Source organism: Actinoplanes sp. NPDC051405, assembly GCF_055586185.1.
The window spans coordinates 56,351-73,141 of record NZ_JBVJIR010000002.1 but is presented as its reverse complement, the minus strand read 5'-3'; the positions used below and the strand labels follow the sequence as shown (position 1 = coordinate 73,141).

14 protein-coding genes are annotated in these 16,791 nt (G+C 73.4%); 6 read left to right on the top strand and 8 right to left on the bottom strand.

Going from position 1 to position 16,791, the window contains the following annotated elements; all coding sequences use genetic code 11:
- Nucleotides 1–16: 16 nt before the first annotated feature.
- Genes ACZ6S4_RS04680 through ACZ6S4_RS04670 form a run of 3 tightly spaced genes read right to left on the bottom strand, consistent with a single transcriptional unit; the run spans nucleotide 17 to nucleotide 2,017 of the window.
- Nucleotides 17–283 carry a hypothetical protein gene (locus ACZ6S4_RS04680; RefSeq protein WP_212993295.1) on the bottom strand — a complete coding sequence of 89 codons (267 nt, stop codon included), beginning with the start codon at nucleotides 281–283 and terminating at the stop codon, nucleotides 17–19.
- Nucleotides 284–320: 37 nt separating this feature from the next.
- Nucleotides 321–1,121 carry an ABC transporter permease gene (locus ACZ6S4_RS04675; protein WP_465473572.1) on the bottom strand — a complete coding sequence of 267 codons (801 nt, stop codon included), beginning with the start codon at nucleotides 1,119–1,121 and terminating at the stop codon, nucleotides 321–323.
- Entirely contained in the window at nucleotides 1,118–2,017 is a 900-nt protein-coding gene (locus tag ACZ6S4_RS04670) for an ABC transporter ATP-binding protein (protein ID WP_465473571.1), read from the bottom strand. Before ACZ6S4_RS04670 ends, ACZ6S4_RS04675 begins: the two co-directional genes overlap by 4 nt.
- Before the next feature lie 164 nt (nucleotides 2,018–2,181).
- Here ACZ6S4_RS04670 and ACZ6S4_RS04665 point away from each other — a divergent pair, with 164 nt between their 5' ends.
- The 4 genes from ACZ6S4_RS04665 (at nucleotide 2,182) to ACZ6S4_RS04650 (ending at nucleotide 5,830) form a co-directional block, all read left to right on the top strand.
- Entirely contained in the window at nucleotides 2,182–3,021 is an 840-nt protein-coding gene (locus ACZ6S4_RS04665; RefSeq protein WP_465473570.1) for a formate/nitrite transporter family protein, read from the top strand.
- A gap of 57 nt (nucleotides 3,022–3,078) precedes the next feature.
- A complete protein-coding gene (locus tag ACZ6S4_RS04660; RefSeq protein WP_465473569.1) occupies nucleotides 3,079–4,359 on the top strand; it encodes a sensor histidine kinase in 1,281 nt (426 codons plus the stop codon).
- Nucleotides 4,356–5,015: a response regulator gene (locus tag ACZ6S4_RS04655; RefSeq protein WP_465473568.1), complete on the top strand. Its 660-nt coding sequence runs from the start codon at nucleotides 4,356–4,358 to the stop codon at nucleotides 5,013–5,015. The genes ACZ6S4_RS04660 and ACZ6S4_RS04655 overlap by 4 nt, the downstream gene beginning before the upstream one ends.
- 110 nt (nucleotides 5,016–5,125) lie before the next feature.
- Nucleotides 5,126–5,830: a VOC family protein gene (locus tag ACZ6S4_RS04650; RefSeq protein ID WP_465473567.1), complete on the top strand. Its 705-nt coding sequence runs from the start codon at nucleotides 5,126–5,128 to the stop codon at nucleotides 5,828–5,830.
- On the opposite strand, the gene ACZ6S4_RS04645 is transcribed toward ACZ6S4_RS04650, so the two are convergent.
- Entirely contained in the window at nucleotides 5,805–6,665 is an 861-nt protein-coding gene (locus ACZ6S4_RS04645; RefSeq protein ID WP_465473566.1) for a polysaccharide deacetylase family protein, read from the bottom strand. The two genes, ACZ6S4_RS04650 and ACZ6S4_RS04645, sit on opposite strands and share 26 nt — an antisense overlap.
- A gap of 138 nt (nucleotides 6,666–6,803) precedes the next feature.
- Nucleotides 6,804–8,036, bottom strand: coding sequence for a dipeptidase (locus ACZ6S4_RS04640; RefSeq protein ID WP_465473565.1), 1,233 nt, complete (start codon nucleotides 8,034–8,036; stop codon nucleotides 6,804–6,806).
- Nucleotides 8,037–8,297: 261 nt separating this feature from the next.
- Between ACZ6S4_RS04640 and ACZ6S4_RS04635 the strand changes: the two genes are divergently transcribed.
- Nucleotides 8,298–10,028 (top strand): CBM96 family carbohydrate-binding protein, encoded by a 1,731-nt coding sequence (locus ACZ6S4_RS04635; protein ID WP_465473564.1) that lies wholly within the window; start codon nucleotides 8,298–8,300, stop codon nucleotides 10,026–10,028.
- Nucleotides 10,029–10,086: 58 nt separating this feature from the next.
- On the opposite strand, the gene ACZ6S4_RS04630 is transcribed toward ACZ6S4_RS04635, so the two are convergent.
- Nucleotides 10,087–11,940 carry a diguanylate cyclase domain-containing protein gene (locus ACZ6S4_RS04630; protein ID WP_465473563.1) on the bottom strand — a complete coding sequence of 618 codons (1,854 nt, stop codon included), beginning with the start codon at nucleotides 11,938–11,940 and terminating at the stop codon, nucleotides 10,087–10,089.
- Between the two features lie 230 nt (nucleotides 11,941–12,170).
- Here ACZ6S4_RS04630 and ACZ6S4_RS04625 point away from each other — a divergent pair, with 230 nt between their 5' ends.
- A complete protein-coding gene (locus tag ACZ6S4_RS04625; protein WP_465473562.1) occupies nucleotides 12,171–14,882 on the top strand; it encodes a putative bifunctional diguanylate cyclase/phosphodiesterase in 2,712 nt (903 codons plus the stop codon).
- 135 nt (nucleotides 14,883–15,017) lie between these two features.
- Here the strand turns inward: ACZ6S4_RS04625 and ACZ6S4_RS04620 are convergent, their stop codons facing one another.
- Nucleotides 15,018–15,509 carry an anthrone oxygenase family protein gene (locus ACZ6S4_RS04620; protein WP_465473561.1) on the bottom strand — a complete coding sequence of 164 codons (492 nt, stop codon included), beginning with the start codon at nucleotides 15,507–15,509 and terminating at the stop codon, nucleotides 15,018–15,020.
- A gap of 32 nt (nucleotides 15,510–15,541) precedes the next feature.
- Nucleotides 15,542–16,747 (bottom strand): PucR family transcriptional regulator, encoded by a 1,206-nt coding sequence (locus tag ACZ6S4_RS04615; RefSeq protein WP_465473560.1) that lies wholly within the window; start codon nucleotides 16,745–16,747, stop codon nucleotides 15,542–15,544.
- Nucleotides 16,748–16,791: the final 44 nt, after the last annotated feature.

Genomic DNA, 16,791 nt, shown 5'->3' with positions numbered 1-16,791 from the left:
AGGGGCAAGACGCGGGCTACTCGAAGAGGGAATGCTTGCGGCCGCCGTCGGCCCGGCGCCGCGCCCGCCGCCGCAGCTGCACCACCACCAGGTCGACCAGGGCGACCAGGGCCCAGACGGCCAAGAGCCAGCCCGGCACCGTCCAGCCCCGGCTCCACAGCACGACCGCCAGCACGGTGCACACGACAAAGCCGAACGCGGCCAGCACCAGCCGCAAATTCAACGGGCTGTACGGCTCGCCGACGGTGCCCCGCCGGCCGGGCGGCTGGGGACCGATCGGCATGGATCGACCCTAACCGCCCGGACCGGCGGGGGACAGCTCAGGACACCTCGCGGCGCAGCATCCGTACCGTGCCGGCCACCAGCGGCAGCACCACCCAGACCAGGGCCGCCACGCCGAAGCGGGCCCACTGGTCGCCGGTCATCCCCGGCTCGCTCAGCGGCATCGAGGTCACGTTGATGTCGACCCAGCCGGCCGCCGTGTGCAGCCACTTGACCATCTCGCCGAGCACCGACCAGAGCGTCGGGATGGCGAAGTACAGCACGATGGCCAGCGGCGAGTTCATCAGCAGCGCGCCGAACGCCGAGCCCATCAGCACGAACACCACCTGGCTGACCAGCAGCTGACCGACCAGGGCGGCCTCGATGTGCCAGCTGCCGTCGCCGCCGGTACCGATGGCGATCAGATTGCCCACCGCCGCCAGCACGGCCGTCGCGGCCGTGGTCGCGATCGCGATCAGCACCGCGGCGATCAGCTTCGCCACCAGCACCCGGCCCCGGGCCGGGGTCAGCGTGAACGTGGTCAGTGCCGTGCGCTGCGACCATTCGCTGGTCATCGACAGGATGCCCAGTACCGGCAGCAGCACGGCCGCCGGGACCAGGCCGAAGGCCAGCATGCCGTCGAAGACCTGCTCGTCGGCCGGTGCGGCCGCGATCACCAGCGCGACCGCGCCGGCCGCGGCCAGCGCGATCACGATCAACAACCACAGGCCCGACCGGGTGTCGGCCAATTTGCGCAGCTCGACCAGGGTGAGCCGGGCCAGCGGGATTCCCGTACGGCGTCCGGCGGACGCAGGAGCAACACCGGGCGCCGAGGTCGGCGTTGTCTGCACGGCGGTCATCGGACAGCCTCCTTCACCGAGTCACCGGCGGTCAGGGTCAGGAACATCTGCTCGAGCCCGCCGCTGCCGGCCGGCCGCAACTCCAGCAGGACGAGGCCGGCGTCGGCCGCCGCCCGCCCGATGGTCTCCGCATCGGCCTGCACGACGACGCCCCCGTCGGTCGTCTTCGTGCCGGGATGCCCGATGCGCCGCAGCACCGTCTCCAGGGCCGCCATGTCCAGCGCCCGCACCACCGTGCCGGACGCGGCCAGCAGCTCCGCCTTGTCGCCCTGCGCCACGATCCGCCCGGCGCCGATGACGACCAGCTTGTCGGCGACCGCCTCCACCTCCCGCAGCAGGTGCGAGGAGAGCAGGACCGTGCCGCCCGCGTCGGCGAAGTTGCGCAGCAGCCCGCGCATCCAGTAGATGCCCTCCGGGTCGAGGCCGTTCGCCGGCTCGTCAAGGATCAGGATGCCGGGATCGCCGAGCATCGCGTACGCGAGCCCCAGCCGCTGCCGCATGCCCAGCGAGTACGCCTTGACCCGCCGTTTCGCGGCCGTGCTGTTCAGCCCGACCCGCTCCAGGCTCTCGTCGACCCTCCGCTTGTCGACGCCCATGGTCAGCGCGGCCAGGGTCAGCACCTCCCGCCCGGTGCGCCCGGCGTGCTGCGCGGACGCGTCCAGCAGCACCCCGATCCGCCGCCCCGGATTGCCCAGCCGCCGGTACGGCTGCCCGTCGATGGTGGCGGTGCCCGCGGTGGGCGGCGTCAGCCCGCAGATCATCCGCATCGTGGTGGACTTGCCCGCGCCGTTCGGGCCGAGGAAGCCGGTCACCGTGCCGGGCTCGCAGGTGAACGACACGTCGTCGACGGCCGGGTGGCTCCCGTACCGCTTGCTCAGATGTTCGACCGTGATCATGCCTCTCAGCGTGCCGTCGCCGGCCGGCCGGCCGCGTCGGCCGCCGGTCGGTGTCCGCGAACCTTGGTCTAGCTCCGGCTACGACTTTGGTCGGTGAAGTCCGCAGGAGTAGCCGGGCCATCGACGGGTATGCGCGTAGGAACCAGGGCAGGCGGGAGCGCACTATGGCGATCAAGGAACCCTCGGACATCGCCCACACCGCGGTGGCGGCCGGCGTCAAGAAGGCCGATCTGCGGTGGGACAAGACGCTGGTGGGGTCGTTCCTCGCCGGCGCGTACATCGCCTTCGGCGGGCTCGTCGCCATCGCCGTGTCGTCCGGGCTCGACCCGGAGATCTGGGGCAGCCTGCCCACCCTGTTCACCGGCGCGGCGTTCACGCTCGGCCTGGTCCTGGTCCTGATCGCCGGCTCACACCTGCTCACCGGCAACATGCTGCTGATCCCGATCAGCGCCATGCAGGGCCGGCTCACCTGGGGCGACATCCTGCGCAACCTCACCCTGGTGCTGATCGGCAACGTCATCGGGGCCGTGTTCGTCGCGTACTTCCTGGCCGTGCAGACCGGCGTCATCGGCCAGCTCGGCAGCGACGCGGGCACCTCGGGCGCGATGACCTACGAGCGGCTCGCCGGGATCGCCGAGGCCAAGGGCCTGCACGAGAGCAACTGGCAGATCTTCCTGCGCGCGGTCGGCTGCAACTGGCTGGTCTGCCTCGCGGTCTGGGTCTCGCTGGCCGCCGACAACGTCTCGGGCAAGATCCTGGCGATCTTCTTCCCGATCATGGCGTTCGTGGCCATGGGCTTCGACCACGTGGTGGCCAACATGTTCTTCCTGCCGGCCGCGATCTTCGCCGGGGTGCCGGGCCTGGGCTGGGACGACACCCTGCGGAACTGGCTGCTGGCGTTCCTGGGCAACCTGGTCGGCGCGGTCGTCTTCGTCGCCACCTCGTACTGGTACATGTACCTGAAGGAGGAGCCCTCCCACGAGGAGCCGCGCGAGGCGACGTGAGCCGCTTCGACTTTGGTCGGTATCGGGCCGGACCCGCCCACCCGTAGCATGACGGCCGTGGGGGAGCTGACGGTGTCACGGGCCGGCCGGTCACCGGAGTACCACTGGCTGCAGCCGGCGCAGCTGTGGGACACGGCCGAGCATCCGCGCGCCCGCCGCTCGACCCGCGACTGGATCGTCGACTCCCTGTGCTTCGTCGTCGCCATGAGCTGGGCCCTGCTGGCAGGCACCGACCTGCTGCAGACGGACCCCGACGTCATCCCGCAGTGGGCGGGCACCCCGGCCTGGCTGGCCTGGGCAGACCTCATCGCCGGCGTGGCCCTGGCGGTGTCACTGTGGTGGCGCCGCCGCTTCCCGGTGCAGCTCGCCCTGTGCGCTACGGCGGCCGCGGCCTTCTCCATCGCGGGGGCCATCGCCGGCATCATCATCCTCTTCACCGTTGCGGTGCATCGCCGCTTCGGGGTGACCGCGGTGATCGCCGTCGGCTCGCTCGGGGGCAACATCGCCTTCTGCATGCTGCGTCCGGAGGCCGACACCAGCGTCGCCGAGTCGATCGCCTGGAGCACCGTCTTCCTGGCCATCACCCTGCTGTGGGGCATGGTCGTCCGGTCCCGCCGGCAGCTGGTCATGTCGCTGCGGGACCGCGCCGAGCGGGCCGAGTCCGAGCAGCAGCTACGCGTCATCCAGGCCCGCGCGATGGAACGCACCCGCATCGCCCGGGAGATGCACGATGTGCTGGCCCACCGGATCTCCCTGCTGAGCCTGCACGCCGGCGCGCTGGAGATCCACCCCGGCGCCGCCCCGGCCGAGGTCGCGGGGGCCGCGGGCGTGATCCGGGCCAGCGCCCACCAGGCTCTGCAGGACCTGCGCGAGGTCATCGGCGTGCTGCGCGAGCCGGCCGCCGACGACGCCCCCGAACGACCGCAGCCCACCCTGGCCGAGCTGCCCGCGCTCGCCGACGAGTCCCGGGCGGCCGGCATCAAGGTCAACCTCGACCTGCGGGTCGACGACGCGGCCGAGGTGCCGGCGGGGACCGGGCGGGCGGCGTACAGGATCGTGCAGGAAGGTCTGACCAACGCCCGCAAGCACGCACCCGGCACGGCCGTACGGGTCTGCGTGACCGGAACGCCCGGCAGCGGCCTGACCATCGACATCCGCAATCCGGCCCCGGTCGGCACCCGCCCGGCCGTGCCGATCCCGGGCACCGGGACCGGCCTGGTCGGCCTGGCCGAACGGGCCACCCTGGCCGGCGGCCGGCTCACCTCCGGCCGCGGGGCCGACGGCGAGTTCACCCTTTCCGCCTGGCTGCCGTGGGGCCAGCCGGGAGCGGCGCGGTGACCTTCCCGCTGCGCGTGCTGATCGTCGACGACGACGCCCTGGTCCGGGCCGGCCTGACGATGATCCTCTCCGGCGCCGACGACATCGCCGTGGTGGGCGAGGCCGCCGACGGCAGCGAGGTCCCGGCGGCGGTGGCCGCCCACCGCCCCGACGTCGTCCTGATGGACATCCGGATGCCCCGCGTCGACGGCCTGGCGGCCACGGAATCGCTGCGCCGCCGCCCGAGCGCGCCGGAGGTCATCGTCCTGACCACCTTCGACGCCGACGAGTTCGTGCTGCGCGCCCTGCGGGCCGGCGCCAGCGGCTTCCTGCTGAAGGACACCCCGCCGGTGGAGATCCTGCACGCGGTCCGCCGGGTGGCCCAGGGCGAGGCGATGCTGTCACCCGCGGTGACCCGCCGCCTGATCGCCCACGTGGCAGCGCCGGAGGCCAACGGCGGCCGGCAGCGGGCGCTGAGCGCGCTCGAAGGCCTCAGCGAACGCGAGCGGGAGGTCGCGTTGCTGCTGGGCCAGGGCCGCGCGAACGCGGAGATCGCCACGGAACTGTTCATGAGCGTCGCGACGGTGAAGGCGCACGTCTCCCGGCTGCTGGTCAAGCTCAACCTGAACAACCGCGTCCAGATCGCCCTCCTCGTCCACGACGCCGGCCTCGCCTGACTTCGGGCCGGCCGGCCCGGCCGGCCTGGCCAGGTCCGGCCCGATGCGGCCTCAGCCAGGACCCGGCCGACGCCGCCCCGGGCGCCCGGCCGGGATGAGACCATGCCGGGATGACCGAGGAGACGATCGACGACGGCGTGGCGCTCGGCGCCGGCCACATCTCGGCGGCGGTCGGCGATCTCGGCTGGCGCTACGTCCTGGGCACCCTGCGTGCCTCGATCCGGCTGGGTCCGCTGTGGCAGGTCGCCGAGGTCGCCACCGAGCTGATCCGGGCCTGCGGCGCCGGCGCCGACGAGTGCCTGTGGCTCGACCTGCGGCCCGGACGGCTGGAGCTCACCCTGCATCCGCCGGACCCGGCCGGGCTGACCGCCCGGGAGCTGGCCCACGCCCGCGTGATCGCCACCACGGCCGCGGAGATGGGCCTGCCGCTCGTGCCGGACGCCGACGGCCGGCGGTCGGTGCAGGCGCTGGAGATCGCCGTCGACGCGCTGGACATCGCGGAGATCCGGCCGTTCTGGAAGGCCGTGCTCGGCTACGCCGACGAGCCGGGCGGCGGCGGCCCGCGGGATCCGATCGTGGACCCGCTCGCCCAGGGCCCGGCGCTCTGGTTCCAGCAGATGACCGGTCCGCGGGCCCAGCGCAACCGGCTGCACCTGGACGTCTCGGTGCCGCACGACGAGGCGCCGGCGCGGATCCGGGCCGCGCTGAGCGCGGGCGGCATCCTGCTGTCCGAGGCCCGCGCGCCGTCCTTCTGGATCCTCGCGGACCCCGAGGGCAACGAAGCCTGCGTCACCACCTGGCAGGGTCGCGACTGAGCCCCTGGGCCGGGTCGGCCGCTGGGGCGACGGCCGCCCCCGCGACCAGCTCGGAGACGGTCGCGAAGCGGAAGCCGCGGGCCCGCAGTCCCTCGATCATCGCCCCGAGCCGGCGCAGGGCCACCAGCCGCCGGTCCGCGCCGACGTCGTGGGCCAGCACGATGTCACCCGCGCGGACCCCGTCGACGATCGCGCGGACCTGCGCGTCCGGGGCGTCGGCGAAGGCCCGTTCGCGCATCTGCTGGGACCACAGCACGATGTCGTAGCCCAGCGAGTCGGCCGCCAGCAGCGTCGAGCCGCCCAGGTGCCCGTACGGTGGCCGCATCAGGGCCGGCGCCCGGCCGGTGACCTCGTGGATCACCTCGTGGGTCCGGGTCAGCTCGGCGGTGACCCCGGCCAGGTCGAGGGTGGCCAGGTCGTCGTGCGACCAGGAGTGGTTGCCGACCTCGTGGCGGTCCAGCCGCCCGCGGACCAGTCCGGCGTGCTCGCGCAGGTTCCGCCCCACCATGAAGAACGTCGCCGGCACCCCGGCCGCCTCCAGCGTGTCCAGCACCATCGGCGTCCACCGCGGCCCCGGCCCGTCGTCGAAGGTGAGCGCCACCACCGGTTCCGCGGTCTCGGCGTAGTACCGCACGGTGACGTCGGCGTGCCGGGCGGCGGCCGGTGTGTCCGCGGCCGCCGCGTAGCCGCCGCCGAGCGGTGGCCGGTCCCACCCGCACCAGCGCGGTATCTCGCCGGCGCCCAGCGCACCCATCCCCGCCCCGGCGACGGCCAGCAGGCCGCCGCGCAGCAGGGCGCGCCGGCTGGGCCGCATGATCCTGACGTTCGCTGCCATTGCTGTTCCCCCGTGTCCGCGCCGCGGGAGCGCGGCGCCACAGGGAGCGTCGCGGGTGCCGTCACCAGGGGGTATCCGACTCCGGCCGGAGATCCACCCGCGCTGGTTCGGCCATTCGGCCGAGGCGCCGCTGTGCTACTACCGGGCGGGGGACAGCGGCCACAGCGGCTCCTCAGCCGCCTCCTCCGTCTCCCGCAGCACGCGCAGCACATTGCGCCCCGTCAGCTTCTCCAGCTCCTCCTGGCCCCAGCCCCGCCCGGCCAGCTCCGCCAGCAGCCGCGGATACCCCGACACGTCCTCCAGCCCGACCGGCAGCCGATCACACCCGTCGTAGTCCCCGCCCAGCCCGACGTGATCCACCCCGGCCACCGCCCGCACGTGCTCCACGTGGTCGGCCACCTGGGCGATGGTCGCCTCCGGCCGGGGATGTTCGGCCAGCCAGGCCCGGAACGGCTCCGGCAGCGGCGCGTCACCGCCGGGCAGGGCAGTGCCGAAAGATCCCCCACCGGTACGCGGGACCGGCACAGCCTCGCGACCCGGCCGGGGAGCGCTGGGCCACGGAGCCTGCGCGGCCGGCAGCCCGAGCCGCCGCCATTCCGCGTCCGCCGCGGCGGTCCAGGCCACAACCTGCTCCGAGACGAAGACCGGTACGAACGCGACCATGCAGACGCCGCCGTTGTCCCGCAGCCGGACCAGGACCTCGTCGTCGACGTTGCGCCGGTGGTCGGTGAGGGCCCGGGCCGACGAGTGACTGAAGATCACCGGGGCGGTCGCCACGTCCAGCGCCGCGTGCATGGTGGTGGTCGCGACGTGTGACAGGTCGACCAGGACGCCGATGCGCTGCATCTCCGTCACGATGGCCCGGCCCTCGTCGTCCAGCCCGCCCACCGCCGGTACGTCCGCCGCCGAGTCGGCCCACGACGTGTTGTGGTTGTGGGTCAGCGTCACGTAGCGCACCCCGAGACGCGCGAACGCCCGCAGCACCCCGAGCGAGGTGGCCAGGCTGTGCCCGCCCTCGATGCCGATCAGCGAGGCGATCCGCCCGCCGCGCCGGGCCGCCTCGACGTCGTCGGCCGAGTACGCGACGGCCAGATCCTCGGGGTACGCGGCCACGAGCCGGTACACCGCGTCGATCTGCTCCATGGTCGCCACCACGGCCTCGGGTTCGCTCAGGTCGGAGGGCACGTACACGGACCAGAACTGGCCGCCGACCCCACCGGCGCGCAGCCGGGCGATGTCGGTGTGGAACTCGGGCCGGTCCGCGGCCAGGCCGTCGACGCGGTAGCCGGCGCGCTCGCGCAACGCCATCGGCAGGTCGTTGTGCCCGTCGATGACGGGGGCGGCACGCAGGGCGAGATCAACGACGGACACCGGCGCTCCTCAGGCTCGTGGGCCACGGCCCGCGCGGGTGGCGCCGGCCCGGTCCGAACGGACGATGATCACCTGCCGGAGCATAGGGCGGCGCCGGGCGGATCGCGCGCGGGCCGGTCCGCGGAATCCTCAAGTCCCGCCGTTCGGCTCGTTCGCAACCGGGCGGCACCCGCACGGGCACGATGCGCGCACCGTACGCCCCGGAATCTTCTCTGCATGCCCGGCCGAGACGCGGCCGGACACACGCGGGGGAGATCCGAATTGCGTCGCAAGAAGCTGCAGAAGTCCGTGACCGCCCTGGCCGCCCTGGTGGCCGGTGCCGGCAGCGCGCTGGTCGCCTCGGCGCCCGCGGCGGCCGCCGCCGGTCCGGAGCTGAAGCTCATCGCCGGTGACGACACGTACGTGTCCAACGGCCGCAAGGACGCCACCTTCGGCGCCGAGGACAAGCTGTCGATCGGCCGCCTCGACGGTGACACCAAGATCGCCTTCCTGAAGTTCCTGGTTCCGGCCGGTACGCAGGTCACCGGCGCCCGGCTGCGCCTGATCACCGTGGGTGACGTCGCCGGCAAGGTGTCGGTGAGCCGGGTGTCCGGCAACGCCTGGACCGAGCAGCGGCTCACCTCGGGCAACGCCCCCGCGCTGGGTGCGGTCGTCGCGTCCGCCACCCCGGCCGCCGACGCCGAGGAGCTGTCCTTCGACCTCGGCGCCGCGGTCACCGGCCCCGGCACGTACTCCTTCGCCGTGCAGTCGTCGGCGTCGAACGCGGTCACCCGCCTGCGCTCCGCCGAGGGCAAGTGGGGTGGTCCGGTGCTGACGGTTTCCACCGCCGCCGCGCACTCGGCTCCGGCTGTGCCGCCGGCCACGCCGATCGAGGACGAGGACATGCCGCCGCCGGCCGCGCAGCCCGTCCCCACCCAGCCCACCACCCCCGCCACCACGGCCCCGGCCCAGCCCGCCCCGACCCGGCCGGCCACCACCGAGCCCACCCCGGCCCAGCCCGCCCCCACCCAGACCACCCCGGCCCAGCCCGCCCCGGTCGACCCGCCCAAGGGTGACTGCGTCACCGGCGCCAAGCTCGTGCCGAGCTGCGGCGTGCTGTGGGGTGCCGCCGCCGGTGGCTTCACCGACGCGCCGCGCGACCAGGCGCTCAAGGACTGGGAGAAGCTCAGCGGCCGCACCGCGAGCATCTTCCACGCGTACCACAAGGGTGACGAGCCGTTCCCGACCCAGTCCGAGATGGCCATGGCCCGCGACGCCGCCAAGCCGCGCGTGCTGCTGCTGAACTGGAAGATCGCGTACGGCTCCAGCTGGGCCAAGGTCGCCAAGGGTGAGCAGGACGCGCGCATCGACCGTTTCGCCGCCCGGATCAAGTCGAGCTTCCCGGAGAAGTTCTTCCTCGTGCTCAACCACGAGCCGGAGAACGACGTCGTGGCCAAGGCCGGCTCCGGCTGGGAGGCCAAGGACTTCGCCGCCATGTACCGCCACACGATCCTGCGCCTGCGGGCCAAGGGTGTCACCAACGCGATCAACGTCATGGCCTACATGGGCAACGAGAAGTGGATGGCGCAGTCGTGGTGGAAGGACCTCTACCCGGGTGACGACGTCGTCGACTGGATGGGCCTCGACTCGTACGTGAGCGCCGAGAAGGGCTACTACCACTTCGGCCTGTTCGGTGACCTGCTGGACCGCAAGCCCGCCAACGGTGGCCTCGGCTGGTACGACTGGGCCGCCACCAAGCACGCGAGCAAGCCGATCATGGTTGCCGAGTGGGGCGTCTACCACCGCGTCGGCAAGGTCACCGACAAGGCCGCCGGTTTCCGCAGCGTCCTGCCGGAGCTCAAGAAGCGCCCGGGTATCAAGGCGATCGTCTACTTCGACACCAAGCGCGACGACCAGGGCGACCGTGACATCAGCATCGACAGCACCAAGACCGCCCTCACCGCGTTCCGTACCCTGGCCGCGGACAAGATCTTCGACGTGAAGCTGCGCTGAGCGTCGTCCACTGTGCTCACGAGCCGCCCGGCGGGCCTGCCGGGCGGCTCGTGCCGTGTCAGCTGCCCGCGACGGCCATCGTGCCCTTGCCGCTGCGCTTTGCCTCGTACATCGCCGCGTCGGCGGCCCGCAGCAGCGTGCGGGCCTGGCCGCCGGGGCCGGTCGCGACGCCGACGCTGGCCCGTACGACCAGCACGTGACCCTCGACGGTGACCGGCTCGGTGAGCGCGGCGACGATCCGCTCGGCGGTGGCCGCGGCCTCGGCCGGCGTCGTGCCGGTCAGGATCACGGCGAACTCGTCGCCGCCGAGCCGGGCCACCGTGTCGCTGCCGGCCCGCACGCAGCCGCGCAGCCGGTCGGCCGCCGTGACCAGCACCCGGTCGCCCACGTGGTGCCCGAGCGTGTCGTTGATGATTTTGAAGTCGTCCAGGTCGACGGCGAGCACCCCGGCGAGCGCCCCGGCGTCCGGCTGCCCGGCCGCGTCGGCGATCCGGCGGTGGAACAGGGTGCGGTTGGCCAGGCCGGTCAGCGCGTCGTGGGTGGCCTCGTAGTGCAGCTGCTCCTGGAACGCGCGGGCGTCGGTGATGTCGCGGGCGTTGGAGATGAGCCCGCGCACGCTGGGGTCGTCGTGCCGGTCGGTGGCCACCACGTCGAGCCAGCGCCAGGAGCCGTCCTTGTGCCGTACCCGGCCCTGCCAGGAACCGCCGGTCCCGGCGGTCGGCAGATCCTCCGGGTGCAGCAGGTCGCGCAGCACCGTGCCGAGCAGTTCCTCGGGCGCGTAGCCCAGCATCCGGGTCACCGCCGGGCTGGTGAACGTCGTCCGGCCCTGCCGGTCGGTGATCACCGTGAGGTCCGAGGAGTGCTGGATCAGCGAGCGGAACCGGCTCTCCTGCTCGCCGAGCCGGCGCAGCAGCACCGCGTTGTCGACGAACGAGGTGATCTGCCGGCCCAGCACCACCAGGGTGACCAGCAGCGAGCCGACGACCAGTCCCCAGCTGCGGACGGAGAGTCCGTCCTGGGCCAGGCTGAGCAGGCCCGCGGCGTAGGTGGCCAGCGCCGCCGCGTACGGCAGCAGGCTGAACGGCCGCCGCCGGGAGCGCTGCGGCGCGGTGGCCGCGAGCTGCATCTCCACTGTCTGCGCCCGCGGGCAGGCCGCCATGATGACGCAGGGGATGAAGCTCGACAGCATGAACACCGCCGGGTTGGCCTGGGCGGCGAGCCCGTCCACGCCGACGCCGAGCGCGGTCAGGGCCACGCCGACCAGGGCGATGCCGGCCGCGACCGGCCGGAACGGGGCCTCGCCGCCGAGGGCCAGCTTGGTGATGCCGAAGAAGACGATCAGCATGAGGGCCGCGAGCACGCCGTTGAGCAGCACCAGGCTGATCGCCGCGCCGACCACGGCGCTGAGCATGAACGACCAGATGAAGCCGGCGGCGGCGGTCATCACGGTGGCCGCGTCCAGCCAGAACACCAGGCGTTGCCGGCCGGTGGCCCGGATCGGGTGGGTCAGCATCGCCCACAGCGGCACCGAGACGCCGGCGACGATGAAGACCAGGTGGACGTTGCCGCTGACCAGCCCGGTCACCGTCAGGTCGTTCGCGGACTGCACCGTCTGGACGAGGTCGCCGACCGCGAACAGGACCGCGGCGATGGTCATCGCGCGCCAGAACCGGCGCGTGGTGGCCGACGCGTCCGGGTGCCGGTGGACCCGCCACGAGCCGAGGGCCAGGACGACGTCGAGGGCCACCTGGATGGGCCAGTAGGCGGCGATCAGGACGGGCAGGCCGGCCACCGGCCAGGCGTACCAGGCGGCGCCGAGCACGGCGACGGCCAGCAGCGCCTGCATGCCCCGGTCCCGCAGCAGTGCCATCGGCACCGGCGGGGCGGTCCGTCTGCGCGTGCGCGGAGCCATCGCCCGTTCCTCCAGCCTGTCGCTCCCGGTCGGGAGTCGCAGCGTGTCCATCGTTCGGTGAGGCCCGGACTTGAGACATCACGGCCGCGCCCGGCTGTGATCACGGACGCCGCCAGTTCGGGCCGACCAGGGCAAGCCGGCTACCGAACTTCTCAGGTGGCCGCCCGCTCGCCCGATCTCGACGGTGACGTCACCCGGCCAGGTGGTGACCGGAGGCGGGGGAGGCTCTGATGACTGTCAGGCACCCGCCTCCCGCCACCGTCGTGGTCGGCGTCACCGTGCTCGTGTTCGCCACCTGGATGGCCACCGGCCTGGGCGGCGATGCCGTCACCCGGGCCGTCTCCGACGTCGGCACGGTCCTGATGACCCTGGCCGCCGGGCTGGCCTGCCTGATCCGCGCCGCCCGCCGGCGCGGCCGGATGGTCGTCGCATGGGCCGCCATCGGCCTGGGCGCGCTCGCGTACAGCTCCGGCGAGGCCTGCTGGACGTTCACCGAGGTGGTCCAGGGCCGCGACGTGCCGTTCCCCGGTTGGCCGGACCTCGGCTACCTCGCCATGGTCCCGATGGTCGCGGCCGGTCTGCTGGTGGTACCGGTGGGCCGGCAGTCGATGGCGCACCGGATCCGCAGCATCGTCGACGGGCTGATGATCGCCGCCTCGCTGCTGCTGGTGAGCTGGATCGTCGTGCTGGCGCCGCTGCTCACCACGGGCGCCGACAGCCGGCTCGGCCGTCTCGTGCTGCTCGGCTACCCGATCGGCGACGTCGTGCTGGTCACGGTGGGCCTCTACGTGCTGGCCCTGCTGCGTCGCGGCGGCCGGGACACCGGCCCGCTGCTGCTCATCGTGGTTGCCACGGTCACGCTCGGCGTCGCCGACAGCGCCTTCCTGTACGTGCACCTGCACCAGGACTACCGTTCCGGCGGCATCCTCGACGTCGGCTGGTTCGCGGGCTTCGCACTGATCCTGCTGGCGGCGCTGCGCCCCGGCACCGGTACGGACGAGCCCGGCCCGGACGGCCACGACCCGGGCGACCGGCAGTCGTTCGCGATCCTGCTGCCGTACGCGGCCGTGCTCACCGCGCTGGCGTGCAGCGTCGCCCACTACGCCGTGTCCGGTGAGGCGGACCCGTTCTTCGCCGGCTGCCGCACCCTGCTGATCGTGCTGATCATCGCCCGCCAGCTGCTGACCCTGCTGGAGAACCGGCACCTGACCCGGCACCTGGAGGCCCGGGTCGCCGAGCGCACCGCCGACCTGCAGGCCAGTGAGCTGCGCTTCCGAGCACTCGTGATGCAGAGCTCCGAGTCGGTCGCGGTGATCGACGCCGACTCCACCATCCGGTTCCAGAGCGAGTCGGTGGAACGGATCTTCGGCTATCCGGCCTCGGTGCTGCTCGGCCTCAAGCTGCTCGACGTGGCCGGGGGCCGCGCCGCGCCCCGGATCGCCGCCGCCCTGGAGTCGGTCCGCGACCAGCCGCTCGGCGTCGTGGTGGCCGAGGTGCCGCTGCGGCACCGCGACGGCCGGATCCGGCTCGCCGAGATGACGATCACCAACCTCGTGCACGACCCGTCGGTCCGCGGTTACGTGCTCAACACCCGCGACATCCACGACGCCACCGAGCTGCAGGAACAGCTCGTGCACGAGGCGTACCACGACGCGCTGACCGGGCTGGCCAGCCGGGCGCTGTTCCGCGAGCGGGCCCTCGAGGCCCTGGCCCGGGACCCCGGTGGCGAGGGCGTCGCCGTGCTGCTGCTGGACCTGGACGGCTTCAAGGAGATCAACGACAGCCTCGGGCACGCCGCCGGTGACGCCCTGCTGGTCCAGATCGCCGCCCGGCTGCGCACCGCCGTACGCGACGGCGACACCGTGGCGCGCTTCGGCGGCGACGAGTTCGGCGTGGTCATCGAGTCGCCCACCGCGCGCGCCGACGCGGAGAGCGTCGCCGGGCGGATCGCGGCGGCCCTGGAGGAACCGGTACGGGCCGGGGAGCGGGACCTGCGGGTGGCGGTCAGCATCGGACTGGCCTGTGGCGCCGACGCCGGTGACATCGACCAGCTGATGCGCAACGCCGACCTGGCGATGTACCGGGCCAAGGCGGCGGGCGGGGCCGGGCTGGCCGCGTACGACCCGGAGATGCTGGCCGGCCTGGTGCAGCGGCTCGAGCTGGAGGCCGACCTGCGCCTCGCCCTGGAACGCGGGGAACTGGCCCTGCACTACCAGCCCACCGTCGACCTGCGCACCGGGGAGATCGTCGGCTTCGAGGCGCTGGTCCGCTGGCACCACCCGAGCCGCGGCATGGTGTCCCCGCTGGACTTCATCGGCATCGCCGAGGCGACCGGCCTGATCGTGCCGCTCGGCCGCTGGGTGCTCACCGAGGCGTGCCGGCAGGCGGTGGCCTGGGGCGCGGGCAGCACCCGGCGGCTCAAGATGGCCGTCAACGTGTCGGTGCGGCAGTTCGAGCACGGCGACCTCTCCGAGATGGTCGCCGAGGTGCTGGCCGAGACGGGTATGCCGGTGGACCAGCTGTGCCTCGAGATGACCGAGAGCGTGCTGCTCACCGACACCGACGAGAACCTCACCCAGCTGCAGCGGCTGAAGGCGCTGGGCGTCACCCTGGCGATGGACGATTTCGGTACGGGCTACTCGTCATTGGCGTATCTGGGCCGCTTCCCGATGGACGTCCTGAAGATCGACCGCTCCTTCGTGGACCGGCTCGGCGGCGACCGCGAGGACGAGGCGCTGGTCCGTACGATCGTGCGGCTGGCCCGCAGCCTCGGCATGAGCACCGTCGCCGAGGGCATCGAGGACGCCGCTCAGCTCGCGATCCTGCGGGCGCTGGACTGCGACCTGGCCCAGGGCTTCTTCCTGTCCCGCCCGCTGCCGGCCGCCGAGGCGGACCGGGTGCTCACCGAAGGCCTGGCGCGGGCACTGGCCGTCCCGGCCTGACGCCCGGGAATCGCCCGCCGATCACCTGGGTGACCCGGCACGCCACCGGCACACCATGGCGACGCTGCGGCCATGGCCGCAGCGTCCATCCACCTGCTGGCCCGCGGCGTCAAAGCCGGCTGAACGCGGCTGCGGTCAGCGGACCTGCCCGCGGACGACCAGCGCCCAGCAAAGACAGCCGAACGCCGCGGTGGTGGCCAGCGCGCGGACCAGGTTCCAGGTCGTCCAGCGGGCCGCGTCGAAGCGCTCGCGGATCCCGGCCAGGTCGGTGATCCGGTCCGGGTCGCCCGCCGCCTTGAGCGCGTCGTTGAGCGGTACGTGCACCACCACGGTGATGACCGCCACCAGGGCGTTCAGGACGACCGCCAGCAGCAGCCAGGGCAGCAGCCGCCGATCGGTGTTGAGCCCGGCGGCCGCGGCCGTGCACAGCACCGCCCCGATGAAGCCGGTCATGAACCACGGGTTGATGATGGCCCGGTCGACGGCCTGGAAGGCGCCGACGAACGTGCGGTCGTCGGTGCGGCCCAGCCCCGGCATGACGGTGTGCTGGTAGAGGCCGTAGACGCCGGCCATCAGCCCGGTGGTCATGGTCGCCGCCAGGATTGCCGCCACCCTCAGTGTGTACATGTGATCAGTCAACCGGTGCGGTGCCGCGCAGACTATCCCTGGGACTCCACGCTGCATACGCGAGCGTCCAGGCGCTGCTGGTGCAGGGCGATCTGCAGCGCCATCCGCGCGTCCGGGTCGTCCAGGGAATCGCCGAACAGCCGCCGGATCTTGCGCATCCTGTACCGCACGGTCTGCGGGTGCGCCGGCAGCGCGGCTGCCGCGGCGAGCACCTGCCCCTGGGCCCGCAACCAGGCCAGCAGGGTCGCGGACAGCACCTCGCGGTCCGCCGGGGCGAGCGGTTGCAGCGGCGCCAGCAACCGGGCCGCCAGCCTGTCGCTCAGCCCCGGCTCCCACGCCGTCACCAGCGTGACCAGGTGCTCGTCGCAGTGCAGCAGCGCCTCGGCGGGCAGCTTCCCCTCCTGCTGCAACTGCAGGGCCCGGCGCGACAACCGGTACGACAAGCGGGCCTCACCCAGCGGAACCGGCGGTCCCAGCGCCGCCCGCTGCCCGGCCAGCGCGGCCGTCAGGTGCGCGAGCCGGCCCGGGGTCGCCGGCTCGGGCAGGATCAGCCGGGTGGCGTCGGCGATGACCGTGGCGATCGTGCCGCTGCCCGCCCGCCGGGCCAGCTGCTCGCCGTCGGTGCCCTCCACGCTGACCACCGCCACCGAGGCCGGCACGGGCCAGCGGGCCGCGTCCGCAGCGGCCGCGATGGCCGCGCCGCCGGGTGGATCCGGCTGCACGAGCAGCGTGATGAGCCGGCGCCGGGTGGTGTCCCAGTCGCGGCCGTGCTGGCGCTGCTCGTCGAGGTAACCCTCGGCCGCCGCCCCGGCGAGCGCGTCGATGAAGCCGAACAATGCCGAGGCCAGCACGTACAGCACGGCCGGGGGCAGCTCCCGCTCGACCAGGTACGCCCAGATGGCGCGCCCGCCCAGGGTGAGGATCGAGCGCAGCGCGTCGATGTCGTGACCCTCGCGGAACTCGGTGCGGCCCAGCCCGACGAACACCGCCCGGGGACCCGCGAGCTCCCGGGCCGGCTCGGCCACCGCCCCGACGAACGCGTCCACCGCCGTCTCGACCCCCAGCGTGAGGCCGCGCCCCTGGCCACCGGTCAGTGACCGGCCCTGAGCGCTCATCGCCGTACGCATCGTGCGCAGCACCCGCTCGCGCAACGCCGCCCGCTCGGCCCGCAGCCGCTCACCGACCCCGGCGGGTAGATCGGCGACGCGCGGCTCGATGTCGAGGAAGGCGTCCGGCACGGTTTGTCACCCCGGTGATAAAGCGCGGGCGGAAATCCGCCTCG